Annotated in this window: 21 protein-coding genes; 11 read left to right on the top strand and 10 right to left on the bottom strand. The window is 74.7% G+C overall.

Annotation, left to right across the window (positions count from 1 at the left end; genetic code table 11):
* On the bottom strand, window positions 1–1599 hold the full coding sequence (locus ACZ7C5_RS12115) for an MFS transporter (RefSeq protein ID WP_470322498.1): 1599 nt from the start codon (window positions 1597–1599) through the stop codon (window positions 1–3).
* Window positions 1600–1807: 208 nt separating this feature from the next.
* Here ACZ7C5_RS12115 and ACZ7C5_RS12110 point away from each other — a divergent pair, with 208 nt between their 5' ends.
* Window positions 1808–2659, top strand: coding sequence for a TetR/AcrR family transcriptional regulator C-terminal domain-containing protein (locus ACZ7C5_RS12110; protein WP_401081609.1), 852 nt, complete (start codon window positions 1808–1810; stop codon window positions 2657–2659).
* Window positions 2660–2698: 39 nt separating this feature from the next.
* On the opposite strand, the gene ACZ7C5_RS12105 is transcribed toward ACZ7C5_RS12110, so the two are convergent.
* From ACZ7C5_RS12105 to ACZ7C5_RS12090, 4 genes are all read right to left on the bottom strand, one after another.
* Window positions 2699–3787, bottom strand: coding sequence for a branched-chain amino acid aminotransferase (locus ACZ7C5_RS12105; protein ID WP_470322497.1), 1089 nt, complete (start codon window positions 3785–3787; stop codon window positions 2699–2701).
* Window positions 3788–3949: 162 nt separating this feature from the next.
* Window positions 3950–4762 (bottom strand): NAD(P)-binding domain-containing protein, encoded by an 813-nt coding sequence (locus ACZ7C5_RS12100; protein ID WP_401081603.1) that lies wholly within the window; start codon window positions 4760–4762, stop codon window positions 3950–3952.
* Between the two features lie 187 nt (window positions 4763–4949).
* The gene (locus ACZ7C5_RS12095) at window positions 4950–5795 is read right to left on the bottom strand and encodes a universal stress protein (RefSeq protein ID WP_401081600.1); all 846 of its coding nucleotides are present in this window, start codon (window positions 5793–5795) and stop codon (window positions 4950–4952) included.
* Between the two features lie 10 nt (window positions 5796–5805).
* Entirely contained in the window at window positions 5806–6198 is a 393-nt protein-coding gene (locus ACZ7C5_RS12090) for a DUF302 domain-containing protein (RefSeq protein WP_401081598.1), read from the bottom strand.
* Window positions 6199–6334: 136 nt separating this feature from the next.
* Here ACZ7C5_RS12090 and ACZ7C5_RS12085 point away from each other — a divergent pair, with 136 nt between their 5' ends.
* From ACZ7C5_RS12085 to ACZ7C5_RS12060, 6 genes are all read left to right on the top strand, one after another.
* Window positions 6335–7711, top strand: coding sequence for a hypothetical protein (locus ACZ7C5_RS12085; protein WP_401081595.1), 1377 nt, complete (start codon window positions 6335–6337; stop codon window positions 7709–7711).
* Window positions 7712–7963: 252 nt separating this feature from the next.
* The gene (locus tag ACZ7C5_RS12080; protein ID WP_401081592.1) at window positions 7964–8926 is read left to right on the top strand and encodes an ABC transporter ATP-binding protein; all 963 of its coding nucleotides are present in this window, start codon (window positions 7964–7966) and stop codon (window positions 8924–8926) included.
* Window positions 8923–9771, top strand: a complete 849-nt coding sequence (locus ACZ7C5_RS12075; RefSeq protein WP_401081589.1) for an ABC transporter permease — start codon at window positions 8923–8925, stop codon at window positions 9769–9771. The genes ACZ7C5_RS12080 and ACZ7C5_RS12075 overlap by 4 nt, the downstream gene beginning before the upstream one ends.
* A 236-nt stretch (window positions 9772–10007) precedes the next feature.
* Window positions 10008–11354, top strand: a complete 1347-nt coding sequence (locus ACZ7C5_RS12070; protein WP_401082849.1) for a sensor histidine kinase — start codon at window positions 10008–10010, stop codon at window positions 11352–11354.
* Window positions 11351–12028, top strand: coding sequence for a response regulator (locus ACZ7C5_RS12065; RefSeq protein WP_401081586.1), 678 nt, complete (start codon window positions 11351–11353; stop codon window positions 12026–12028). The genes ACZ7C5_RS12070 and ACZ7C5_RS12065 overlap by 4 nt, the downstream gene beginning before the upstream one ends.
* 146 nt (window positions 12029–12174) lie before the next feature.
* Entirely contained in the window at window positions 12175–14232 is a 2058-nt protein-coding gene (locus tag ACZ7C5_RS12060; RefSeq protein WP_401081583.1) for a GAF domain-containing sensor histidine kinase, read from the top strand.
* Window positions 14233–14369: 137 nt separating this feature from the next.
* Here ACZ7C5_RS12060 and ACZ7C5_RS12055 read toward each other — a convergent pair whose 3' ends face one another.
* A complete protein-coding gene (locus ACZ7C5_RS12055; RefSeq protein ID WP_188296715.1) occupies window positions 14370–14573 on the bottom strand; it encodes a hypothetical protein in 204 nt (67 codons plus the stop codon).
* 323 nt (window positions 14574–14896) lie between these two features.
* On the opposite strand from ACZ7C5_RS12055, the gene ACZ7C5_RS12050 reads away from it, so the two are divergent.
* Window positions 14897–15514 carry a TetR-like C-terminal domain-containing protein gene (locus ACZ7C5_RS12050; RefSeq protein ID WP_188296716.1) on the top strand — a complete coding sequence of 206 codons (618 nt, stop codon included), beginning with the start codon at window positions 14897–14899 and terminating at the stop codon, window positions 15512–15514.
* A gap of 149 nt (window positions 15515–15663) precedes the next feature.
* On the opposite strand, the gene ACZ7C5_RS12045 is transcribed toward ACZ7C5_RS12050, so the two are convergent.
* From ACZ7C5_RS12045 to ACZ7C5_RS12035, 3 genes are all read right to left on the bottom strand, one after another.
* Window positions 15664–17028, bottom strand: coding sequence for an FAD-dependent oxidoreductase (locus tag ACZ7C5_RS12045; RefSeq protein ID WP_401081579.1), 1365 nt, complete (start codon window positions 17026–17028; stop codon window positions 15664–15666).
* A gap of 199 nt (window positions 17029–17227) precedes the next feature.
* The gene (locus ACZ7C5_RS12040; RefSeq protein ID WP_401081576.1) at window positions 17228–19468 is read right to left on the bottom strand and encodes a glycoside hydrolase family 3 C-terminal domain-containing protein; all 2241 of its coding nucleotides are present in this window, start codon (window positions 19466–19468) and stop codon (window positions 17228–17230) included.
* A gap of 67 nt (window positions 19469–19535) precedes the next feature.
* Complete coding sequence (locus ACZ7C5_RS12035) at window positions 19536–20813, bottom strand: MFS transporter (RefSeq protein WP_401081573.1); 1278 nt, start codon at window positions 20811–20813, stop codon at window positions 19536–19538.
* 108 nt (window positions 20814–20921) lie between these two features.
* Between ACZ7C5_RS12035 and ACZ7C5_RS12030 the strand changes: the two genes are divergently transcribed.
* Window positions 20922–21614, top strand: a complete 693-nt coding sequence (locus tag ACZ7C5_RS12030) for a TetR family transcriptional regulator (protein WP_470322496.1) — start codon at window positions 20922–20924, stop codon at window positions 21612–21614.
* Here ACZ7C5_RS12030 and ACZ7C5_RS12025 read toward each other — a convergent pair.
* Window positions 21607–22194, bottom strand: a complete 588-nt coding sequence (locus tag ACZ7C5_RS12025) for a TetR/AcrR family transcriptional regulator (RefSeq protein WP_470322495.1) — start codon at window positions 22192–22194, stop codon at window positions 21607–21609. The genes ACZ7C5_RS12030 and ACZ7C5_RS12025 overlap by 8 nt on opposite strands.
* A gap of 291 nt (window positions 22195–22485) precedes the next feature.
* Here ACZ7C5_RS12025 and ACZ7C5_RS12020 point away from each other — a divergent pair, with 291 nt between their 5' ends.
* A complete protein-coding gene (locus ACZ7C5_RS12020) occupies window positions 22486–24156 on the top strand; it encodes an FAD-binding dehydrogenase (protein WP_470322494.1) in 1671 nt (556 codons plus the stop codon).
* Window positions 24157–24362: 206 nt separating this feature from the next.
* Window positions 24363–25013: a helix-turn-helix domain-containing protein gene (locus ACZ7C5_RS12015; protein WP_401081561.1), complete on the top strand. Its 651-nt coding sequence runs from the start codon at window positions 24363–24365 to the stop codon at window positions 25011–25013.
* Window positions 25014–25117 lie beyond the last annotated feature (104 nt).

The raw sequence follows: 25117 nt of genomic DNA, 5'->3' as shown, positions 1-25117 counted from the left end.
TCAGGACGAGGCGGCCCGGGAACGCCGGTCGCCCGCAGGGGTCCCGCCGTCCCGCTCCGCCGCGGATCGGGGGGCCCCGGGTTCGGGCCGGGTGCCCGCGCCGCGGAGCAGGGTGGCGATCAGGACCGCCGCGCCCGCCATCAGGACGGCGCTGACCACCGCCGCGATCCGGGCCTCCCGGGCGAAGGCGTCGAAGGCCACCTGCCGCAGGGAGTCGGCCGTGCCGCCCGGGAGGGTGGCGGCGGTCTCGACGGCGCCGCCGAGGGTGCTCCTCGCCGCCTCCAGCTGCTCGGAGGTGAGGACGTCGGGAGCCTTGTCCGCCAGGTCGGAACGGTAGACGGCGGTGCCGATGCTGCCCAGGAGCGCGATGCCCAGCGCCCCGCCGAACTCGGCGGAGGTCTCGGCCGTGGCGGAGGCCGCTCCGGCCCGCTCCGGTGGTGCGGCGGACAGGATCACCTCGGTGACGACCGCGGCGACGGCGCCGATGCCGATCGAGACGACGGTCATGCCGCCGACGAGGTGGACGATTCCCGAGTCGGCCCGGAGCAGGGTCAGCACGACGTAGCCGGCGGTGGCCACCAGCAGCCCGCCGGCGACCGCGTTGTGCTTGCCGACGCGCGGGGCGAGCGCGGTGGCCAGGGCGATGCCCACGGGCATCACCAGGAAGGTCGGCAGGGACCACAGCGCCGACTCCAGCGGACCCATGCCCAGGACGAGTTGCATGAACTGCCAGTTGAACAGGCTGAAGCCGACCAGCCCGAACGTCGCCAGCGCGTCGATGAGCAGGGGGACGGTGAACCGGCGGGTGCGGAACAGCGCCATGTCGAGCATCGGGTTCGCGGACCTGTGCTGGCGGCGCAGGAACGCCGCTCCCACGGCGAGTCCGACGGCGCAGCACGTCAGGGGGATCAGCCCGAAGCCGTGCTCCGCGGTGGCCTTGACGCCGTAGATGACGCCGAGCACGGCCACCAGGGACATGGCGGCGCCGAGCAGGTCGAAACGGCCGGGCGCGGGGTCGCGGTCCTCGGCGAGCAGCAGCGGGCCGAGGATCAGCAGCAGGACCATCACCGGCACGTTGACCAGGAAGACCGATCCCCACCAGAAGTGCTCCAGGAGCAGGCCGCCGATGATCGGGCCGAGCACGGCGCCGCCCGCGAAGCCCGTCGTCCAGATGCCGACCGCGGTGGCCCGCTGCGCGGTGTCGTGGAACATGCTCCGGATCAGGGAGAGGGTGGACGGTGCCAGCGTGGCGCCGGCGATGCCCAGGAGCACGCGGGCCGCGACGAGTGTTCCCGGGCTGCTCGCGCAGGCCGCCAGGACCGACGCGACGCCGAAGGCCGCGGCACCTGTGAGCAGCACCCGCCGGCGCCCGAAGCGGTCACCGAGCGTGCCCATCGTGATGAGCAGGCCGGCGAGGAGGAAGCCGTAGGCGTCCATGATCCACAGCTGCTCGGAACTGCTCGGGCCGAGGTCGGCCGCCAGGGACGGAAGCGTGATGAACATGACGGCCATGTCCATGGACGCCAGGACGCAGGGCAGCACCAGGACGGCGAGGCCGACCCACTCCCTGGATCCGGCCCGTGTCTCTTCTCCAGCCATGCCCTCTCCTGAGCCGTGTTGGTCCGGGCGGATGTGACCACCCTCGGTGCGTACTTTGTACGCAACGACACGGGTAGGTTAGGCGCATGTGCTCGAATGGCACAACGGCATTTTTGACCTGCGAATTCACCCTGAATCGCGCACGCGCTCGCGTCGACGGGCTAGGATTTCGACACACGCCTGGAGTGTGACGAAAAGGAGTTCACCGATGTCCGTGCAGCCGACCGGCGCGTCATGCGTGTCATGCGCGTCCTGCGGAAAGACGCTGGAGCCCGCGGACCGGGGGCGGCCCAGGCTCTACTGCTCCCGCGCGTGCCAGGCGAGGGCCTACCGGGCGCGCAGGGTGGAGGGCCCGGTCGAGGTGCGGGGGAGCGACGACGGCGCGCCGCACCTCACCGTCGAGCGCATCGTGCGGGCCGGGATCGTCGTCGCGGACGCGGCGGGGCTGGACGCGCTGTCGATGCGCAGGGTCGCCACGGAACTCGGCACCGGCACGATGTCCCTGTACCGGCACGTGGCCTCCAAGGACGACCTGGTGACCCTGATGGTGGAGGCGGCGATGGCCGACGTGCCGCTGCCCGGCTCACCGGCGCGGAACTGGCGGCACGGCCTCGAACGGGCCGCGCACCGGGACTGGGAGCTGTACCACCGTCACCCGTGGATCCTGCCGAGGGTCATGGTGACGACCCGCGCGTACTTCAGCCCGGCGCTCGCGGCGGACAGCGAGAGCGCCTTCGCCTCGTTCGACGGCCTCGACCTCGAACCGGCCGACGCCTTCCGCTACATGTTCATGTTCGCCTCGTACGTGCAAGGCGTGGCGGTGACCCTCGTCAGCGACGCGGAGGCGGCCCGGCAGTCGGAGGCGGCCGGGCCGCGGGAGGCGAGGGCGGCGGACCGTGTCCAGGACCCGCTGTACGAACCCGGGGCCTACCCCCGGCTCGCCCGCGCGATGCGCGCGGGCGCCGATCCCTGGGACCTCGACGCCCTGTTCGCCTCGGGTCTCGCCGGTGTCCTGGACGGCATCGCGGCCGATCTCGCGCGACGGGGCATCGAGCCCTGACCGGGGTGGGGCGGCCCGGCAGGGCCGCCCCCGGGGCGGTCAGACCACCCGGCGCATCCAGCCGTGGACGTCCTCGGCGCGCCCGTACTGGATGTCCATCATGTGCTCGCGGATCGCGAGGGTCTGCTTGCCGGGCGTGCCGTTGCCGATGGTGAACTCGTAGCCCTCGCCCTTGAACCCGACGATCGGGGTGACCACCGCGGCCGTCCCGGCGGCGAAGACCTCGGTGACCGTGCCGTCGGCGGCGCCGGCCCGCAGCTCGGCGAGGGTGACCGGGCGCTCCACCGAGGTCAGCCCGAACTCCCCGGCCAGGGCCAGGATCGAGTCCCTGGTCACCCCGTCGAGAATGTTGCCGAGGGCGGGGGTGACCAGTTCGCCGGCCGAGGTGACCAGGCACAGGTTCATCGTGCCGGACTCCTCCAGGTCGCCCTCGCCGCCGGTGTCGTCCAGGAACAGCACCTGGTCGCAGCCGTGCTTCCTGGACTCCAGCTGGGCGGCCAGGCTGGAGGCGTAGTTGCCGCCGCACTTGGCGGCGCCGGTGCCGCCCCGCCCGGCGCGGGTGTAGTTGCTGCTGACCCACAGCGTGATGCCGGTGACCCCGCCGGCGAAGTACGGGCCGGCCGGGCTGGCGATGACCGAGTAGGCGACCTGCTCGGCGGGCCGGACGCCGAGGAAGGCCTCCGAGGCGAACATGAACGGCCGCAGGTAGAGGCTCTTCTCGTCACCGGAATCGGGCACCCACGCCTCGTCCGCGCGGACCAGCTCCTCGACGCTGGTGAGGAAGTCCTCCTCCGACAGCACCGGCAGGGCGAGCCGCTCGGCGGAGCGGGCGAAACGGCGGGCGTTGAACTCCGGGCGGAACAGCCAGACGCCGCCGTCGGCGTGGCGGTACGCCTTCAGCCCCTCGAAGATCTCCTGGGCGTAGTGCAGCACGGCGGCGCTCGGGTGCATCGAGTACGGCGTCAGCGGGCCGACCCCGCGGTCGTGCCAGCCCTCGGCGGGCGTCCAGGTGGCCGAGGCCATGTGGTCGGTGAAGAACTTGCCGAACCCCGGCGCGGCGAGGATGGTGCGTCGCTCCTCCTCGGATACGGGACCGGTCGTCCGGGACAGAGGGAAAGCGCGACTCATCGTCAACTCCTTGACACCGCGGTGGAATCTGTGCGAACCGACGCCAACCATCGGCGTCATACCCGTCATGCTAACGGTCGTCAGCCGGACGTGATACGGCTCCACCAGGCCGATCTCGGAGCCGGCGCCGCCGGTGGCGGTCGACGGCTCCGGTGTTCAGGGTCAGCGGCGGTCGGTCCCGGGCCCGGTTCCGGTGTCGCTTTCGGGGCCGGTTCCGAGGTCGGCGAGGAGTCCGTCGAGGGCCCCGCGCAGCGCCGCGCTGTTGGCCTGGTCGAACCAGGTGGTGCGGATGCGCTCGTTGCTCCCGCCCGGGGTCTCGTGGTCGGCGGCGAGGCGCTCCAGCGAGCTGCTCTCGTCGCCCAGGGAACGGCCGACGCCCTGGAAGACGCCGCGGACGAAGCGGTCGGCGTCCTCGGCGGGGATGCCGTGGCCGGCGGCCCACGCGGTGAGCGTGCTCAGGAACGCGTAGTGGCTGGTCAGCGTCGAGGTCAGGGCGGACATGATGTTGAGCGCGGCCTCGTCCGCGACCGGAAGCGCCCCGCCCAGCCGCTCGAAGAAGGCGTCCGCGTCCGGGTGCGAGGGGTACACCACCGTGACGGAGCCGCGCTCACGGATGGGGGGCAGCGGGATGGCGTGGGTGATCGGCGCGTCGGTGCCGAGCGCGCGGCGCAGCTCCTCGGTGCCCACGCCGGGGATCACGTTGACCACGATCCGGTCCGCGGGCACCCGGAGACCGGCCACGGCCTCGCGCCAGTCCCGCCGGCGCAGGGCGAGGATCACCAGGTCGGAGCGGTCCACCACCTCCTGGTTGTCGCCGCACACCCGGACGTCCTCGTGGCGTTCGGCCAGCTCGGCGGCGGTCCGGGCACCCCGGGGGGAGAGGTACACCTCGGACCCGGTGTCGCCCCCGTGTCGCAGGCCCGTCACGATGGCCCGGCCGATCTCGCCCACGCCGATGATGCCGATGCGCTTCACTGTGACTGCCTCCGTGGGTACCTGGGTGATCCGGGTGGTGGACGGACGGGGCCGGCTGTCACGCCCGTCACGGTCCTCACCGGACCGTACGCCCCGCACCACCCGCCCCGGGGGCCGAACGGGGGAAGTCGATGATCGCGACGCCGGGCGCCGGCCCCGAGCGCTCACCGGCGCCGGGCCGCTCCGGTCAGCCGTGCGGGACGAGGGCGACCGGGCAGTGCACGTGGTGGATCGTGGCGTGCGCGACCGGGCCGAGGTGGGCGCCGATCAGGGTGCGGCGGATGCGGCGGCCGACCACCAGCAGCCGGGCCCCGGCCGCCGCGTCCACCAGGGCGACGGACGCGCTGCCGCGGATCAGATCGGCGGTCACCGTCACCTCGGGACGGCGCTCGCGCCAGGGGTCCAGCAGTTCCGCGAAACGCTTCCGCTCGACGGCGGACAGCTCGCCCTCCAACCCGCCGATGGCCTGGAGCGCCATGTACTCGCTGGCGACCGGCGGCGACCAGACGTGCACCACCCGCAGCGGTGCCCCGCGCCGGGCGGCCGCGTCGAAGGCGTAGGCCAGCACGTCGTCCATCGGATGGGCCAGGTCGAGGCCCACCAGCACCGGGCCGTCGGACTCGACCGGCTCGGCCCTGACCAGCACCACCGGGCAGCCCGCCCGGCGCAGTACCTCCTGGCTGACCGACCCGACCAGGAAGCCGCGCACCGCCCCCAGGCCGCGCGAGCCGAGCACGATCAGCGAGGCCGAGCTCCCGGCGGCCTCCAGCGCCTCGGCCGGGTCGGTCGACACGATGGCCGAGGTGACCGGCCCCGCTCCGGCCAGCGGGCGCAGCTCCTGTGCCCGGAGCTCCAGCCGGTCCAGGGCGTGCCGGTACGTCTCCTCGCTGCCGACCACGTCCCGGTGCGGCCAGGGCCAGGCTTCGAGCAGGTCGAGCGGGCAGCCACGGCGCCGGGCCTCGTGGGCGGCCCACTCGGTGGCGGCGAGGCTCTCGGGCGAGCCGTCGAAGCCGGCGACGACGGGTGCGGTCATGGTCTGCTCCTCATCCGCGCAGTGCGTCCAGGGCGGCGGTCAGCCGCCGCGCCGCCTCGTCCGCGACCTCGCCCAGCCCGTTCCCCGGCCCGGCCAGGGTGACCATCGTCTGCGGGTCGACGGCCTCCACCACCGTGCCGTCGCCGTCCGCCCTGACCACCACGTTGCACGGCAGCAGCAGCCCGATCCGGCGGTCCGCCCGGAGCGCCCGGTGGGCGAGGGCGGGGTTGCAGGCGCCGAGGATCAGGTAGTCCTCGACCTCGGCGCCGATCTTCTCGCGCAGCGTCGCCCGGACGTCGATCGTGGTCAGGACGCCGAAGCCCTGCTCCTTGAGCGCGGCCGTGACCGCCTCCACCGCCTGCCCGAACGGCCGGTCGAGCCGCACGCCGAGACCGTACTCCATGGTTCCTCCAGGAGGTCGCCGCCCTCCGGGCGAACGACGGGAGCCCGAGGACAGGCCCAGTATCGGCGGGCGCCGCACCCCCCGCCTCCCGGGGCGCGGCCCCGCCACTGTCGGTGGCACTGCCTACGATCGGGCCGTGCCGCCTCCGGGGAGGGAGGCGGCGGGCGCGGGGGAGGGCGACGTGAAGGTGCGCAGGCCGGTCGACGGCGAGGTCTGGGTCCACTACGGGCAGATCTACGTGGAGAGCGATCCCGACGACCCGGGACCCGACTGGGCGAAGGCGTTCGCGGGCCAGTGCGTGGGACTCTGCGGCGCGGCCGTTCCCGGGGCCCTCTGGCTGACCACGGGGTTGCACACCGGCAGCGTCGGCTTCACCGTCGAGGTGCACGAGCAGGCCCCGCCGCCCGGCCCGGACTGGGAGGACGTGGTCGAGGTCTCCTTCCGTCCGTCCGGCGAACGGACCTTCCTGACGGAGTGGGGCGGCGGCGGCGCCTGGGACCTGGACCTCGCCGAGACCGACCACCGGGTGCGCTACTGCGCCCGGGGCATCGACGAGGGGCGCGGGCACGACACCCGGATGCCCGACGAGCCGCACGCGGAGCACTACCTGCTCCAGTTCTGGCCCGCCCCGCCCGAGCCGGCCCGCGTCCTGCGGCAGACCTCGGAGACCGCCGGGTACTGGCACGACGAGGTCCGGAAACTGCCGCCGCCCCCCACTCCCGAGGAGCAGGCGGCGGAGGAGCTCCGCGCCCGCCTCGCCCAGGAGCGGCTGGAGCGGGAGAACCGGGAGGCCGCCGAGCTGTGGGAGTGGGGCGGACGGCGGCCGAGCGAGGCCCTGCGACGGGTGGCCGGCCACGTGCGGGGCCTGCTGGACTTCGACGCCCTCCTGCTGCACGCCCTGGACGACGCCGGCCCGCGGGCCCAGCGTGCGGTGGCGCGGTTCGCCGCCCGGCGCGCCTGCACAGCGGCCGGCCTGGACGGCCTCGACTGGGTCGCCGCCGGGCTGACCGCCCTGGACGAGGGCCGGCCGCTGCCGCCGCCCTTCGACGACCCGGCGCGGCTCTGGCGGACCCTGGCCACCGACCCGCGCGTCCCCGGCCGGACCGTCCGCCGGGCCGTCCCACCGGAGCGCGAGCCCTTCCGGCCGCCGCACGTGGACCCCCGGGCCCCGCAGCCGATGCCCAAGCCGGGTCCGGTGGTCCACGGTGTGGTGGTCTTCGACGCGGTGGCCTTCGGCGACGAGGCCCTCGAACCGGACGCGGTGTCGGTACTCCCCGTGCCAACGGACGGCGGGACCTCGGCGTTCGGCACCCTCACCTACCTGGGCGGCCCGCCGGACCCCTTCCAGCGGTTCTCGCAGCCGCACATGGCTCTGCCCGCCCTGCTCGGCGCGGCCGGACCGGACCCGCTGCGGGCCGCCGCCGACGCGGTCCACGCGGCGGTGGCGACGTACGGCGAGGAGCACCGGACCCTGCTGGCGGAGGTCCAGGCCGTCCTGGCGGCGAACGGCTGACCGCCCAGAGCGGGGCGCGGCCTCCCCGGTGCCCTGCGCGAGGCCTGGGCCATCACCACCGGGCGCAGGAGGCGACAGGTCCGGCGCTGCCCGACCGTCGGACCTGCCGCCGTGCCATGCCGGGGTGGTACCGCGGTACTACGGGCGCGTCGATGATCAGCCCCCGGTACCACGGATCGGAGTCGCCTCCGCACTTAGCGTGTAAGGCGAGGGCGGCCGGGACGGACCGGCTCCGGAGCACCGAGGTGAGCGATGATCGAAGCACACCAGCTGACGAAGCGGTACGGAGAGAAGACCGCCGTGGACCGGCTGGACTTCACGGTCCGGCCGGGGACGGTGACGGGCTTCCTCGGGCCGAACGGCGCGGGCAAGTCCACCACGATGCGGATGATCGTCGGGCTGGACGCGCCCACCGGCGGTTCGGTGCGGGTGAACGGCCGCCGCTACGCCGAGCACGAGGCGCCGCTGCAGGAGGTCGGCGCCCTGCTGGAGGCCAAGTCGATCCACCCGGGCCGCTCCGCGTTCAACCACCTGATGGTCCAGGCCCACACCCACGGCATCCCGCGCCGCCGGGTCGACGAGGTCGTCGAGCTGACCGGACTGTCGTCGGTGGCCCGCAAGCGTGCCGGGGCGTTCTCGCTCGGCATGGGCCAGCGGCTCGGCATCGCCTCGGCGCTGCTCGGCGATCCCGCCACGGTGATGCTGGACGAGCCGGTCAACGGCCTCGACCCCGAGGGCGTGCTGTGGATCCGCAACCTGCTCACCTCGCTCGCCGCCGAGGGCCGCACCGTCTTCGTGTCCTCGCACCTGATGAGCGAGATGGCCCTGGTCGCCGACCACCTGATCATCGTCGGACGGGGCCGGCTGCTGGCCGACACCACCGTGCAGGAGCTGGTCCGCCAGGCCGGCGGGGACGTGGTCAAGGTGGTCAGCGCCGATCCGGCCCGGCTGCGCACCGCGCTGGCCGGCCCGGGTGTGGAGGTCACCGGCCGGGCGGGCTCGGAGGAACTGCTGGTCGCCGGGCGCACCGCCCGCGAGATCGGTCTGGCGGCCGCCGGGCAGGGCATCGCCCTCTTCGAGCTCACCCCCCGGACGGTCTCCCTGGAGGAGGCGTTCATGGACCTGACCCGCGATGCCGTCGAGTACCACGGCACCACCACCGCCGAAGCTGCCGCCACCGCCGTCGGTACCGAGAGCCCGAGGAGCGTGGCATGACCACCATCGCATCGAGCCGGGCGTCCGCGTCCGCCGACCCGAGGCCGGCGCGTCCCGCGTACAAGGTGACGGCGCTGCGGGTGCTGCGCTCCGAGTGGGCGAAGCTGTGGTCGCTGCGCTCCACCTGGATCACGCTCGGGCTGGCCCTGCTCTTCCTGGTCGGCTTCGGGCTGATCGCCGCGTACCAGTTCAGGTCGCGGATGACCTCGGGCCGCCCGATGGACCGGGACTTCGCGGGCGCGAGCACGCTGAGCCTGTCGCTGTTCGGCACCAACTTCGCCCAGCTGGCGCTCGGCGTCCTCGGCGTGCTGGTCGCCGCCGGGGAGTACTCGACCGGCATGATCCGCTCCACCCTGGCGGCCGTGCCGCGCCGACTGCCGGTGCTCTGGTCCAAGGCCGCCGTGTACGGGCTGATCGCGCTGGTGCTGGGCACCGTCGGGGCGTTCGCGGTCTTCACCGCCGACAGCGGGGTCCTCTCCGGGACGCGAGCGGCGATGACCCTCTCCGACGCCGGGGTGGTGCGGGGCCTCGCGGGCGCCGGGCTCTACCTGGCGCTGGTCGGCGTGATCGGCGTCGCGCTCGGCGCGCTGCTGCGCTCGGTGGCCGGCGGCATCGCCGTGCTGGTGGCCACGCTGATGCTGGTCCCCGGGCTGACTTCGCTGCTGCCCAGCTCCTGGCAGAGCCACCTCAGCCCCTACCTGCCCAGCCACGCGGGCGAGGCGATGTTCGCCCTGCACCACGACTCGGCCACGCTCTCGCCGACGGCCGGACTGGCCGTCTTCCTCGGCTGGACGGTCCTCGCCCTCGGCGCGGCGGCCGTTCGGCTGGTGCGCACCGATGCCTGAGAGACCCGGTGACGCCTGAGAGACTCGGTACCGAGGACATCCGCCGCGGCGCCGGGAGCAACCGGCGCCGCCCGCACGACCACGACGCCCGGCCGACCAGGGAGGTGCCACCGGTGAGCGAGCACACCGCCACCCCGAGCCCGTTCGCGGCCGCCGGCCCAGCGGTCGCAGGCTCAGCGCCCACCGGCCCAGGCGCCGTCGACACCGCGCCCGCCGGCCCAGCGGCCGTCGACACGGTGGCCGCCGACACCCTGTCCGGTCACCCGCTGCTCGCCCGCCTGGCCCGGTTCAACCAGCGGCTGCGGCAGGCGGACCGTGACCACCCCTGGGCGCTCGACGCCGCGGTGGTGGTCGTCGCCTTCCTGCTGTTCTGCCTGCCCGACCTCCTCCCCGCCCACGCCCAGGGCGGGCCGCGCGAGCACCGGATCGTGCTCGCCCGGCTGCCGCTGCCGCAGACGCTCGCCCTGCAAGCGGGCCTGGTGCTGCCGCTGCTGTGGCGCCGCCGCCGGCCCACGGCGGCCTTCGCCGCGATCATGGCCGTGTTCGTCCTGCAGTGGTCGCTGGACGTCGGCCTGCGCGCCGACGCCGCCCTGCTGGTCGCCCTCTACAGCCTGGCGCTGCACGGTCGGCTGCGGCACCTGGCGTGGTCCTGCGCGGCCATGGCGGTGGCCGTCGCCCTGGTCGCGGTGGCCGTCTCCGGTGGCGGGCTGCCGGTCGGCGACGCGCTGTTCTTCCTGTTCAGCGCCGCGACGGCGGCCGTGGCCCTGGGCATCGCGGTGCGCGTCCGGCGCGCCCAGCTGGCCGGGCTGCGGGAGCGGGCCGCCCGGCTGGAGATCGAGCGCGACCAGCGCAGCCGGCTCGCCGCCGCCACCGAACGCACCCGGGTGGCCCGGGAGATGCACGACATCATCGGCCACAACCTGTCCGTCATCGTCACCCTGGCCGACGGCGGCGCGTACGCGGCGCAGGCCGCCCCCGAACGCGGCCGGGAGGCGCTGCTGCTGATCGGTGACACCAGCCGGCAGGCGCTCGGCGAACTGCGGCGGATGCTCGGCGTGCTGCACGACCAGGGCGGCCAGGCAGCCGACTACACCCCGCAGCCCGGCATCGCCGACGTCGACGGGCTGTGCGCCCGGATCCGTGCCGCCGGCCCCCAGGTGGTGTACACGGCCTCCGGTGCGCTGGACCGGCTGGACCGCGGCGTCCAGCTGATGGCCTACCGCATCGTCCAGGAGGCGCTCACCAACACCCTCAAGCACGCGGGCCCCGAGGCCCGGGCACACGTGACCCTGACCGCCGACGCCGAGCGGCTGCGGGTACGCGTCGCGGACACCGGCCCGCCCGGGGGTTCCCGCTGGCACGGGCGCACGGACGGGTACGGCCACGGGCTGGCCGGGATGCGCGAACGCGCGGCCCTGTACGGCGGCACCGTCACGGCGGGCCCCGCCCCCGGCACGGGTTGGACCGTCGAGGCCGTCCTGCACCTCACCCCGGGCCCGGACCCAGGCCTCGACTCCGCCCCCGGCCCGGACTCCGTCCCCGGCCCGGTTTCCACCCCCGACCCGACAGGCGGCCCGACGTGACCACCGTCCTCATCGTGGACGACCAGCCCTTGCAGCGCTACGGCTTCCGCATGCTGCTGGAGAGCCAGCCCGACACCGAGGTGGTCGGCGAGGCGGCCCACGGCGGCGAGGCCGTCCGGCTGACCGCCGACCTGCGCCCCGACGTCGTCCTGATGGACATCCGGATGCCCGGCATGGACGGCATCGAGGCCACCCGCCACATCGTCGCCAGCGGCGGGCGCTCCCGCATTCTCGTGCTGACCACCTTCGACCTCGACGAGTACGCGCACGCCGCGCTGCGCACCGGGGCCAGCGGCTTCCTGCTCAAGGACGTCCGCCCGGAGGAACTGCTGGCCGGCATCCGCGCGGTCTCCGAGGGGGACGCCGTGGTCGCCCCCGCGGTCACCCGGCGGCTGCTCGACGCCTACGCCCACCGCCTGCCGGTCCGCCCGCCGGGTGCCGCGCCCGCCGCGGACCCGCGGCTGGACGCCCTGACCGACCGCGAGCGGGAGATCCTGGTCGCCATCGCCCACGGCTGGTCCAACAGCGAGATCGCCCAGCGCCTGGTGCTGGCGGAGTCGACCGTGAAGACGCACGTCAGCCGGGTGCTGTCGAAGATCGCCGCCAGGGACCGCGTCCAGGCCGTGATCTTCGCCTACGACCGCGGCCTGACCCATCCCAACCCGCCGGTCTGACGGCCGGGCCGGCCGGTGGGCGCGGGCCGTCGTCGGGCCGCGGCACGCATCCTGAGCCGGTCACGGGGCCGCTGCCTCATGCGTCCGGGACAACGGGTGGAGCAGTCTTCAACCATCCGGACTGGCCCGGTGACGAGAGGGCGGACATGGCTGCGGAGAGCGCGCGAGGAGCCTGGTGGCGGCCGCGGTCCGGACCCGCGGAGCGACACCTGACCGCGGCCGGGCTGTGCGCCCTCCTCTGCCTGGTGGCCGGCGGCCTGTGGGCCGGGTACGTGGTGAGCCACCTCGGCGTCGCCGGGATCTCCTCGCCCGCCCGCCTCCTGCCGGTGCTCGGCTACGGCCTGGCCGCCGTCGCCGGCGGGGTGCTGCTGCACGCCCACCGGCCCGGCAACCAGCTCGGCTGGGTGCTGCTCGTGTACGGGACGGCGCTGATCGTCCCGCTCGCCGCCCAGGCCCCGCTCTGGGTGGAGGGGGGAAGTCCGGGCGTGGTCGGGGCCATGGTGGTCCTGGTGTCGGCGGGCTACGCCGTCAGCGGCCCGTTGTGGCACGCGCTGCCGCTGTGGCTGCCGTACGGGACGCTGCCGAGCAGGCGGTGGTGGCCGGCGATCGGGGCCGTGGGCCTGTGGCGGCTGGCCCCGGCCTGCTTCTCCTTCTCCGAGCCCACCGTGTTCGGGCAGCCCAACCCGTTCGCCGGCAGCGCCTTCGCGAAGTGGCTGGGGGCCCTCAACGACCGGCTGTACGACGCCCAGCTCGCCGTGTTCGTCGCGCTGGCCGTCCTGGTGGTGCTCGTCCCGCTCGCCCGCATCCGCGGGGTGTCCGGGCGGCGCCGACAGAACGTGCTGATCGCCCTCGGGGTGTACCTGCTGTGGGGCGGGGCCGAGTTCGGCGACTACTTCGACCAGAGCACGGTCTCGTACATCGCGTTCGCACTCACCTCGGCGCTGTGGACGGTCACCCTGGCCGCCGTCGTGGTCAGGGACGGGTCCTGGCGGCTCGACCGGGCCGCCCGCAGGGTGCTGGTCGGCCTGCTGGTGGCCGCCGGGCTGGCCGTGGTGTTCGTGGTGGTGGCCTGCGTGCTGTCCACCATGCTGATGCCGGGCCACGGCCTCGGGGCGCTGACGGTGGTCGCCGCCGTCTTCCTGCTCGCGATCGGTCTGCCCCGGGGGGTGCGCTGGGCCTCCGGCGTCGTGGACCGCTGGTACTACGGCTCGCGCGCCCAGCCGTACCAGGTGCTGCGCAGCCTGGCGGGGCGGGTCAGCCAGACCGTCGACCCGCAGGAGGTGCCGGGCGTGCTGTGCCGCACCGTCGGCGACGAACTGCGGCTTCCTGGTGTGGAGTTGACCGTCTCCACCCGGGGCGGTGAACGGTCGCTGGCCGCCGTCGGGGAGCTCTCGGGCAGCGGCGAGGCCTTCCCCCTGGTCCACCGCGGCGCCCGGATCGGACGGCTCACCGTCGCCCCGCGCGAGGGCCAGCGGGTGCTCGACCACAGCGACCGCGACATCCTGCGCTCGCTCGCCGACCAGGCCGCGCCCGCCGTCGCCTCGCTCCAGCTGACGGAGGACCTGCGGGCCAGCCGTGAGCAGATCGTCGCGACCCGCGAGGAGGAGCGCCGCCAGCTGCGCCGCGACATCCACGACGGACTCGGCCCGATGCTGGCCGGGCTGCGGCTGCGCCTCCAGGGAGCCGCGGCGGTGGACGACCCGACGCTCTACTCCAGTGTGCTGGACCGGGTCGCGGACGACCTCGCCTCGGCCGTCCGGGAGGTCCGGCGGATCACCGACCGGCTCGGGCCCACCGCGCTGGGCGACTACGGGCTGTCCCGCGCGCTCGGCCGGCTCGCCGAGACCTTCAGCGGCCCCGACCTCGTCGTCAGCACCCGGCTGGAGCCCGACCCGCTGCCTGCGCTGCCCGCCGCCGTCGAGGTCGCGGTCTACCGGATCACCGCGGAGGCGCTCAACAACGTGCTGCGCCACGCGCGGGCGAGCAGCGCCACGGTGGTCGTCCGGGTGGACGCCGGGCGGCTGGAACTCGACGTCGAGGACGACGGGACGGGCGCCGGCCACGGCCTTCCGGCGCAGCCGGGGGTGGGGCTGCGGTCGATGTCGGAGCGGGCCGCGGAGATCGGCGGCAGCTGCACCGTGGACGCCCTGGGGCACGGCACCCGGGTGCACGCGGTGCTGCCGCGCCGGCCCGCGGGCGGCTGAGCGGGCAGCGCCCGAACCGCGGGGCGCCGCCCAGCCGGTCCAAAGGTGAGAAGGCCCCCAGGGCAGGAAAGGCCCCCGGCGCGACGGGCGTCGGCCGGGGGCGGGGCGGGGCTCCGAGCGGAGCGGCGGAGAGAGGGTCAACAACGGTCCGGAGGTGTGCAGCGCCTGGCGCTGAGCTCGGCGGGGGCGACGCCCGCACTGGGCTCGGGGAGCGGTCGCGCTCCCTCGGCGCCCGCGAGCAGGCATCGGCACGCCCGGATGGCAGCGCCGGCGCTCACCGCGGCGAAGGCCGCGGCGGCACCGGCGGCGGCCAGTGCCGTACTGGCCTTTTTGTCGGTCATGGGATCCTCCACGAGGGCTTCCGCAGGCCTTTCCGCTTCGACCTGCTCCTCCATGCCACCGCCTGTGCCGCCCCAGCCGCATGGGGCGATTGTCCTGTCCCGGTCCTGTTGTGAATCGAACACCGGATCGGGTCGGATCGTGCGGAACCCGGACGGTAACCGGAACGGGTTCGTTCACTAACATCGAAAGTGGCCCCCGGCGATGTCCGTGAGATAGGAAATACATTCACCACCGCGCGCCCGGTCCGGGATTTCCCGGAGATCGCGGGCGAATGCGTGGCGCGACGGGATCGAGGAAGGGCGACGGAAGAAGGTGCGCAACCATGACCGCTGAGACGGATGCCGGGCACGGACCGGCGTCGGGCGCCCCGCTGCGGCGGCGCGGCGAGGCGCTGGAGAGCGCCATCTACGAGGCGGTCCTCCAGCAGCTCACCACCGACGGCTACGCCCGGCTGACCATGGAGGGGGTGGCCGCCGCCGCGCAGACCGGCAAGGCCGCGCTCTACCGCCGCTGGTCCTCCAAGGAGGAACTGGTCAAGGACGCGCTGCGGGCCAGCCTGCCGCCGTCCGGCCCGGCCCCCGACACCGGCAGCCTGCGCGGGGACCTGCTGGAGGTGGTCACCAGGCTGCGCGGCGCGATGTTCAGCGAGCTGGGCGCCGCGGTGCGGGCCGTCATGAGCGAACTCGACAACCAGCGGGCGCACGCCTTCGTCGAGATCGTGCTGGAGCGGGTGGTCGAGCCGACGACGGCGCTGATCGCCGAGGTGCTGGACCGCGGCACCACGCGCGGCGAGGTCCGTCAGGGGGCGGTCACCCCGCTGGTGACCGACCTGGTGCCGGCGCTGATGCTGTACCGGATCAAGCTGTGCGGCGGGGACCCGGTGCAGCTCGATCCGGCGGAGATCGTGGACGAGCTGCTGCTGCCGATCGTCCGCCCCTGACGAGGGCACCCCGGGGGTGCGGTGGGACGATCGGCGGCGGCCACCGGATTTCCCGGTGTCATCGTCGGCCGAAATCCCGCGGGTCGGGTTCCGGAGGGAATTCCCGCGGGATTCGGCGCGCCGACGGAGGGAGTCCGGGCCGTGCCGGCTCAGGCCCCGCTGTGGCGGAGCATCTCCTCGCGCTCGACGACCTTGACCCGCTCGCGCTGCTCGGCCTCGCCGAGCGCGCGCTCGTGGGCGTCCAACTGCTTCCAGCCCTCCCAGGTGGTGAAGCGGACGCCCTGGGCGCGCAGGTGCTCCTCGACCGCGGCCGGGTCGGGCTCGACGGCGCCGGGCAGCCGGTCGGCGGCGTGGTCGTCCAGCAGGCAGGCGATGGTCTCGTTGGCGTCGCCCTTGGTGTGGCCGATCAGGCCGACCGGGCCGCGCTTGATCCAGCCGGTGACGTAGGTGGCGGTCCGGTGCGCGCCGTCGCCGTCCAGGACCCGGCCGGCCTGGTGCGGGACGGTGCCCGAGGCCGGGTCGAAGGGCAGCTTGGGCAGCTCGTCGGAGTAGTAGCCGACCGCGCGGTAGACCGACTGCACGTCCCAGTCGGTGAAGCCGCCGGTGCCGCGCACGTTGCCGGTGCCGTCCAGCTCGGTGCGCTCGGTGCGCAGGCCGACCACCCGGCCGTCCTCGCCGAGGACCTCCACCGGGGACTCGAAGAAGTGCAGGTACACCCGGTGCGGGCGGTCGCCGACGTCGCGGATCGCCCACTTCTCCAGGGTCGCGGCGACCAGGTCGACGTGCTTGACCGAGCGGCGCTCGGCGATCGAGCCCTCGTCGTAGTCGATGTCCTCGGGGGCGACGATCACCTCGACGTTGGGGGAGTGGTCCAGCTCGCGCAGCTCCATCGGGCTGAACTTGGCCTGGGCCGGGCCGCGGCGGCCGAAGACGTGCACCTCGACGGCCCGGTTGCGGCGCAGGCCCTCGTACACGTTCGGCGGGATCTCGGTGGGCAGCAGCTCGTCGGCGGTCTTGGCGAGGATCCGGGCGACGTCCAGGGCGACGTTGCCGACGCCGAGCACGGCGACCTTCTCGGCCTCCAGCGGCCAGGTGCGGGGCACGTCCGGGTGGCCGTCGTACCAGGAGACGAAGTCGGCGGCGCCGTGGGAGCCGTCGAGGTGGATGCCGGGTATGTCCAGCGCGCGGTCGGCCATCGCGCCGGTCGAGAACACCACGGCGTCGTAGAAGCGGTGCAGGTCGTCCAGGGCGAGGTCGGCCGGGTAGTCGACGTTGCCGAAGAGCCGGACCTGGGGCTTGTCGAGCACCTGGTGCAGGGCCGTGACGATGCCCTTGATGCGCGGGTGGTCGGGCGCGACGCCGTAGCGGATCAGACCGAACGGGGCGGGCATCCGCTCGAACAGGTCGATCGAGACGCCGGGCGCCTGGGCGGCGTCGGACTTCAGCAGGGCGTCGGCGGCGTAGATGCCGGCGGGGCCGGCTCCGACGATCGCGACACGGATCGGGCGGGGCATGACGGATGGTCCTCCGGTCGGGCGCGGCGCAAGGTGGTCTGAACCTTTGTAGCAAACCGCACGGCTGACCTGCGAAGTAGGTCGCGTTGATCTATGGGGTCATAGAGATGACCTATGGCCACGGGGCCGGTCCCCGCGACTGCCGGGACCGGCCTGGGGGAACGGCCAGCGAGGCCCGCGCGCCCGCGGGGTGGCGCCGCTACCGGTCCTCGCGTTCGGCCGCCGCGGCGACCAGGGCGCGGACGTGGTCCGGGGTGACACCGAGGCCGAAGCCGGTGAACTTCCGCAGGGGCACCTGGGCGGCGGCCTCCAGGAGCCGGGCGTCGCTGTCGGCCAGGGTAGTGGCGAACGGGAGCGAGGCCAGGTGTTCGGTGAGGAGGGCGCCACCGGTCGGGTGGGCCAGCCACTCGCCGAGGGAGGACATCTCGGTCAGCGGGTCGAGGATCTCGTCGCCGGGCGTCCACAGCGGGGTGCGCAGCCGGATGTCGCGCGAGGAGGCGCCCACCTCGACGGTGAAGGCGCCGGGATCGACGCGCCAGCCGCCGCGGGCCGTCGACCACCGGGCGAGGTCGCGGCCGGTGAGGCGGAACTCGGCCCGGTCCGACCGCCCCGGCTCCAGCCGGAGTTTGGCGAAGCCGCGCAGTTCGTGGCGCGGCCGGGTCGGCCGTGGCTCGTCGAAGGCGAGGTAGAGCTGGACCACTTCGGCGCCGGCGCGGGAGCCGGTGTTGGTGACGGTGGCGCGGACGGTCCAGGCGTTCTCCCCGGTCTGCTCCACGTCCAGGTGGTCGTACCGGAAGGTGGTGTAGCTCAGCCCGTGCCCGAAGGGGTAGGCGACGGGGAGGTCCAGGGTGTCGTAGTGGCGGTAGCCGACGTAGCGGCCCTCGCCGTACACGCTGTGCCCGTCCTGCCCGGGGAAGTGCAGGTGGGAGGGCGTGTCCCGGAGGCGGAGCGGGATGGACTCGGTGAGCTTGCCGGACGGGCTGTGCGCGCCGAACAGCAGGTCCGCCAGGGCGCTGCCGCCGGCCTGGCCGCCGAGCCAGGCCTCCAGGACGGCCGTCGCGTCGTGCTGCCAGTCGGCGACCGTCACCACCGAGCCGTTGGCCAGGACGACCGCGACCCGGGGGCAGACGGCGGCCACGTGCCGCAGCAGTGCGAGCTGCGTGGCGGGCAGGTCGAGGTCGGTGCGGTCCAGGCCCTCCGTCTCGGCGCTGTCGGGGAGGCCGAGGAACAGCAGCGCGGTGTCGGCCTCGGCGGCGAGGGCCACCGCCTCCGCGGCCATGGCGGCGTCGGGGGTGCCGTCCAGGGTGAAGCCGGGGGCGAAGGCCAGCGTGACCTCGGGGCCGGCCTGGGCCCGGAGCGCGTCCCAGGCGGTGTCGAGCCTGGTGGGGGTGACCCGGGAGCTGCCGTGGCCCTGGTAGCGGGGGGTGCGGGCGAACTCGCCGAGCACGGCGATCCGTTGACGGGCGTGCGGGTCGAGCGGCAGCAGCCCGCCGTCGTTCTTGAGCAGCACGGCGCCGGCGCGGGCGGCCTCACGGGCCAGCTCGTGGTGGGCGTTTGCGTCCCAGGCGGCGAGGTGCTCGGCCCGGTCCACCCGGTCGCGCAGCCGCAGCACGCGCTCGGCGGCGGTGGCGACGGCGGAGGCCGCCAGCCGGCCCTCCTCGACGGCGGTGACGATCTCCTGGTCGGTGCCGGTCGGCGGCATCTCCAGGTCGAGCCCGGCGGCCAGGGCGGCGACCCGGTCGTTGACGGCGCCCCAGTCGGACATCACCAGGCCGTCGAAGCCCCACTCCTCGCGCAGCACCCCGGTCAGCAGGCCGCGGTGGCGGCTCGCGTGGACACCGTTGACGCGGTTGTAGGAGCACATCACGGTGTACGGCCGGGCCTCGCGGACGATGTGTTCGAAAGCGGGCAGGTACAGCTCGCGCAGCGTCCGCTCGTCCACGTCCGCGCTGACGCGCATCCGGTCCGTCTCCTGGTTGTTGACGGCGAAGTGCTTGACGCAGGCGCCGATCCCGAGGGACTGGATGCCGGTGACGACCGCGGCGCCCATCCTTCCGCTCACGTGCGGGTCCTCGGAGAGGTACTCGAAGTTGCGGCCGCACAGCGGGCTGCGCTTGATGTTGACGCCGGGCCCGAGGATGACGTCGACGCCGAAGGCGGACGCCTCCCGGGCGAGGGCCGCGCCCACCCGGTGCGCGAGGCCGGTGTCCCAGGTGGAGCCGAGGGTGACGGCGGGCGGGAAGCAGGTGGCGGGCAGGCTGGCGGCGAGGAAGGAGACGCCGGGGCCGTCCCCGGCGGGGCGGCGGATGCCGTGCGGCCCGTCGGAGAGGGTGAGCGCGCGGACCGCGTCGCGTACCGGGGTGGTGGTCCAGGCGGTCGCGCCCGAGGTGAGCGAGGCCTGTTCGGCGAGGCTCAGTGCGGAAACCCGGTCGGAGGTCATGGTGGTCCTGTTCTCGCGCTGGGGGATGAGGGGTGGGGGTGGAGATCGGGGAGGGCGGCGGCCGCCGTCAGCGGACGCGGCGTACGGGCAGGATGGCCAGGCCGCCGCCCAGGGTGACGGCGATGGCGAGCACGAACAGGGCGGAGTACCCGAACGCGGGCACGACCGCCCCGGCGACGATCGGCGCCAGCACCTGGGGCACGGTGTTGGCGAGGTTGAGGAACCCGAGGTCCTTGGCGCGGCTGTGCGCGTTCGGCAGGATCTCGGAGACGATCGCCTGGTCGACGGCGATGAGGCAGCCGAAGCCCAGCGAGGCCAGGACGGTGAAGAGGAGGAAGGACCACAGCGCGGGGGCCACGGTGAGCGGGACGAGCCCGACGGCGGCGAGCGCCGCGGCGGCGAGGACGAACGGCTTCCGGCGCCGCACCCGGTCCGACAGTGGCCCGGACACCGCCACCGCCGTGCCGGCGGCCACGGCGATGATCAGCCCGCCGATGGTGACGACCGTGCCCGCCTCCCGGGTGGAAAGGCCCAAGTGGTCGGTCAGTACGAACAGTTGGTAGACCAGTACGAGGTGGATGCCGAGCATCGCCAGCAGCCGGCTGATCAGCGCCCAGAAGCAGTCGGCGTCCCGGGGCGGCAGCAGCGAGCGCAGCAGGCCGCCGCGGACCGGTCCGGCGGGGCTGTCCGCAGGGGCGTCGTCGAGGCTCGACCGGTCGGGGGCGAACCGGACGAAGGCCAGGGCGCCGAGGACGGCGAGCCAGGGCAGCCAGCGCAGCCCCTGCTCCGGGTGGGTCACCAGGAGGCCGCCCGCCACCGCTCCCAGGCCCTGGCCGAGCAGTTGGCCCAGACCCGCCCACGAGGAGGCCCAGCCGAGCCGCTCGGCGGGGACCCGGTCCGGCAGCACCGCGTACAGCGCGGCGAGCATGGCGTTGAGGCCGGTCTGGAAGCAGACGGTCAGTGCGAGGAGCGCGGCGAAGCCGCCGGCGGCAGACATCGCGGAGACGGACAGCGCGTAGGCGACGGCGCCCGCCAGGATCCACGGGTTGCGCCGGCCGTGGCGGGAGCGGGTGTGGTCGGAGAGGAAGCCGAAGACGACCACGGCGAGGGTGGAACTGAGGGCGCCGGCCGTGGCGGCGGCGCTGTAGTGGGCGAGTTTGGTGTCCGGGTCGATGCGTTCGAACAGCGCCTGGAGCAGGGTCCAGCCCGCGGTGACCGGCAGCATCCAGCCGAGGTGGGCGATGCCCAGCAGTGGGCCGAGACGGGGTGCGGGGGCCGGGGCCGGGGGTGCGGGTGGCCCGGCCGCGTCCGCGGGTGGGGGGAGGTGGGTGGGGGCGGGGCGCACGGACGGCTCCTTTGCCGTGGCTGTGGGGGTGCGGTCACCATAGCCTTGGAAACCTTGATGCTCAATGTTTTGGAGCCGGGGCCCGCCGGGCGCTCGTAGAATCCGCTCATGACCAAGCCCAGGGGCCCCTACGCCAAGACCTCGGCGAAGCGGCGGCAGATCATCGACGCGGCCCTCGCCGCCTATGCCGAGGCGGGCAGCCGCAAGGTGTCGGTGCGGGACATCGCCCAGCGCGTCGGGATGACCGACGCCGGGGTGCTGCACCACTTCGGCGGGCGGGAGGCGCTGCTCACCGCGGTCCTCGCCGCCAGGGACGAGGCCGCCGCGGAGCGCTACGGCGCGCTGGAGGAGCGCAGCGCCGAGGAGAACCTGAGCATCCTGGCCGCCAACGCCTCGACTCCCGGCCTGGTCAAGCTGTTCGTGGACCTGGCCGCGGCCGCCGCCGAGCCGGAGCACCCGGCCCACGACTACTTCGGCGACCGGTACGACCGTCACCGTCGTCAGCTGGCCGTGCAGCTCGCCGGAGCGGCGCGCGCCGTGGGGCCGAATGCCGAAGGGCCGGATGCCGCAGCCGCGGGCAGCGGAGCCGTGGGTACCGAAGGGCCGGACGCCGAAGGAGCGGGCACCGAGGCGCGGGAACGGGCGGCGTGGGCGGCCCGCATCCTCATCGCCGCGGCGGACGGGCTCCAGCTCCAGTGGCTGCTCGACCCGCGGATCGACATGGCCGACGACATCCGCCGGCTCGCCGACGCGCTGCTGGACCGGCCGGCCGGCCGGCCCGAGGACCGTCCGGTCAGCTGACCGGGCCGAGCAGCGCCCGCCACCCGCGCCGGACCAGCTGCGGCACGTCCACCGACGGGTCGTTCAGCCACTGCAACTGCGCCCCCTCGACGAGGGCCAGGAAGGCGGCGGCCGTGAAGTCCGCGTCGAGACCGGCGTCCACCGCGCCGTCCGCCTGCCGGGCCTCCAGGTGGCCGCGTACGGCGGCGCGGAACCGCCCGAACCGCTCACGGAAGTACGCGTGGGCGGGGTGCCCGGGGTCCAGCGCGGCGGCGGCGAGGTGGACGTACAGCCGGGCCCGCGCCGGGTCGGCCACGTTGGCCGCCATGGCCTGGGCCATGAACTCGCCGGGATCGGCGTCCCCCGCGAGCGCGTCCCAACGCAGCGCCGCCCGCTCGTCGGTGTTGCGCAGGACCTCGGTGAGCAGCTCGTCCTTGGACGCGAAGTGGTGCATGAGCCCGGTCAGGCTCACTCCGCTCTCCCGGGCGATGGCCCGCAGGGACGTCCCGCGCTCGCCCTCGCGGGCGAACACCTCGAACGCCGCCGCCAGGGCGCGGTCACGCTGCGCCCGTCCCTTGGGCGTCGAGCTGCGGTTGGCCATCCGGGAAGTCTAGGGCCCCGCCCGGTGCCCCCTCGGGAGGTCTTGTCGCGAAAAACCGAACGCTGTACTGTTCCGGTCACCCGCCCGCCCCGAAGCACGACGGCGGAGCCGCGGTCCACCCGCCAGGACGGCATCACGAGGGCCGGGACGGCCTTCGGCACGGCGGCAGGGCGCCGTGGCCGGCCGCCTTCGGCAGCCTGACCTCCCCCGTCCCGACGGCCGCCGGCCGGGCCCGCGCCCACCCGCCCGCGCTCGCGCCGAGCCCGGGACGGCACCGACCCGAGGACACCCATGGACACTGACACCATCATCGTCGGCGCCGGCCTGGCCGGACTCGCCGCCGCCCACGAACTCACCTCCCGCGGACGCAAGGTGATCCTGGTCGACCAGGAGAACGCCGCCAGCCTCGGCGGCCAGGCCTGGTGGTCCTTCGGCGGCCTGTTCCTGGTGGACTCACCGGAACAGCGCCGGATGCGCGTCAAGGACTCCCTCGACCTCGCCTGGAACGACTGGCAGGGCAGCGCGCAGTTCGACCGCCGGGACGACCAGGACCTCTGGGCGGTGCGCTGGGCGCGTGCGTACGTCGAGTTCGCCGCCGGGGAGAAGCGCTCCTGGCTGGCCGGGCACGGGCTGCGCTTCCTGCCCACCGTCGGCTGGGCCGAACGCGGCGACCTCAGGGCCGACGGGCACGGCAACTCCGTCCCCCGCTTCCACGTCACCTGGGGCACCGGCACCGGCGTGGTCGAGCCCTTCGCCCGGTACGCCCGGCAGGCCGCCGCCGACGGGCTGCTGACCTTCCGCCACCGCCACCGCGTCGACGAACTCGTCGTCACCGACGGTGCGGTGACCGGCGTACGGGGCCGGGTGCTGGCCGCGGACGACTCGGCGCGCGGCGTGGCCACCACCCGAGAGGAGACCGGGGACTTCGAACTCTCCGCGCAGGCCGTCGTGGTGGCCGCCGGCGGCATCGGCGCCAACCACGACCTGGTCCGCGCCCACTGGCCCGCCCGCCTGGGCACACCGCCCCGGCACCTGGTCACCGGAGTCCCCGCCCACGTCGACGGGCGGATGCTCGGCATCAGCGCCGACGCCGGGGCGCGGCTGGTCAACGGCGACCGGATGTGGCACTACACCGAGGGCCTGCACAACTGGAACCCCGTCTGGCCCGGTCACGGCATCCGGATCCTGCCCGGTCCCTCCACGATGTGGTTCGACGCCCTCGGCCGCCGGCTGCCCGAGCCCTGCCTGCCCGGCTACGACACCCTGGGGACCCTGCGCCACCTGCGCACCGCCCCCGGGCTGGCCGGGTACGACCACTCCTGGTTCGTCCTCACCCAGAAGATCATCGAGAAGGAGTTCGCCCTCTCCGGCTCCGAGCAGAACCCCGACATCACCGCCGGGGACCGCCGCGCCTTCGTGCGCGAGCGCCTGCTCGGCAAGGGCGCGCCCGCCCCGGTCGAGGCGTTCAAGCGGTACGGCGAGGACTTCGTGGTCGCCGCCACCGTGGAGGAACTGGTCGCGAAGATGAACGCGCTGACCGACACCCCGCTGCTGGACGCCGCGGCGGTGCGCCGCCAGATCGAGGCCCGCGACCGGCAACTGGCCAACCCCTACAGCAAGGACGCCCAGGTGCAGGGCATCCACAACTCCCGCCGCTACCTGGGCGACCGCCTCGGCCGCACAGCCGCCCCGCACCGGCTGCTCGACCCGGCCGCGGGCCCGCTGATCGGCGTCAGGCTGCACGTGGTCACCCGCAAGACGCTCGGCGGCATCCAGACCGACCTCTCCTCCCGCGCGCTCGGCGCCGACGGCACGCCGGTGCCGGGGCTCTACGCGGCGGGGGAGGCGGCCGGGTTCGGCGGCGGCGGCCTGCACGGCTACAACGCGCTGGAGGGCACCTTCCTCGGCGGCTGCCTGTTCTCCGGCCGGGTGGCCGGCCGCGCGGCGGCGGCCACCGCCTGAGCGCGGGGTGGTCCGCGAAGGCGAGCCGGGCCGGTACGGTCTCCGGCCCGGCCGGGGCCGCCTCCGCGGCGGCCCGGCCGGTCGTACCGACACGCACGGGCCGTGCTGTTGCTCGACTTGGCGCAGGGCGGGCGATTGGATGGCTCCGCCCTGGTCAACGCCCGGACACGGCCCGACGGCCCCCGGCAAGCCGAGGAGTCACCACCGTGAACGACACCCCCGACCCCGCCGCCGTGGCCCGCCGGATCGCGGAGAGGCGTGAGCAGCTGGGCCTCAGCGAGGAGGCCCTGGCCAACCGGGCCGCGATGGCCCCCACCTACCTGCGGTGCCTGCTGGACGCCGGGCCCGGCTTCGACCCGGCGGGCTTCGTCCGGATCGCCGCGGCGCTCGACAGCACCCGCGGCGAGCTGCTGTCCGGCCGGGCCGACGCCCCGCCCGGCCAGGGCGGCCCGGGCCCGCGGCCCCGGCTGCTCGACCTCACCGAGCCGGAGTGCTGGCAGCTGGTCGGCACCCACGGCATCGGCCGGATCGCCCTGCCGGTCGAGCCCGGTCCCGTGGTGCTGCCGGTCAACTACGTGGTGGACCGGGGCTCCTTCGCCTACCGCACCGGGGAGCAGAACGCCACCGCCCCGGAGGAGGGGGCCGCGGTCTCCTTCCAGGTCGACCACATCGACGAGTACCTCGGCCGCGGCTGGAGCGTGCTCGTCTTCGGCCCGGCGCACTACGTGGACGACCCCGCCGAGCTCGACCGCCTGAGCGGCCTGCCCGGCGCCGCCCCCTGGGCCGGTGGTGAGCGGCCGCGCTGGGTGCGGATCCGGCCGGAGGAGATCAGCGGCCGGCGGCTGGTCACGGGGTGAGCCGGCCGGCTTCGCCGTGCGTCCCGGCACCTGCGCGTCCTGTACGCCGCGGGCCTGCTCGCCCGCGCCCGGGACGGCCGCCATGTGCTGTACCGCCGTAGTGC

Source organism: Kitasatospora sp. NPDC036993 (genome assembly GCF_055607525.1).
Note: the sequence above shows the minus strand (reverse complement) of the source record. Positions and strands in the feature narration are given on the sequence as shown.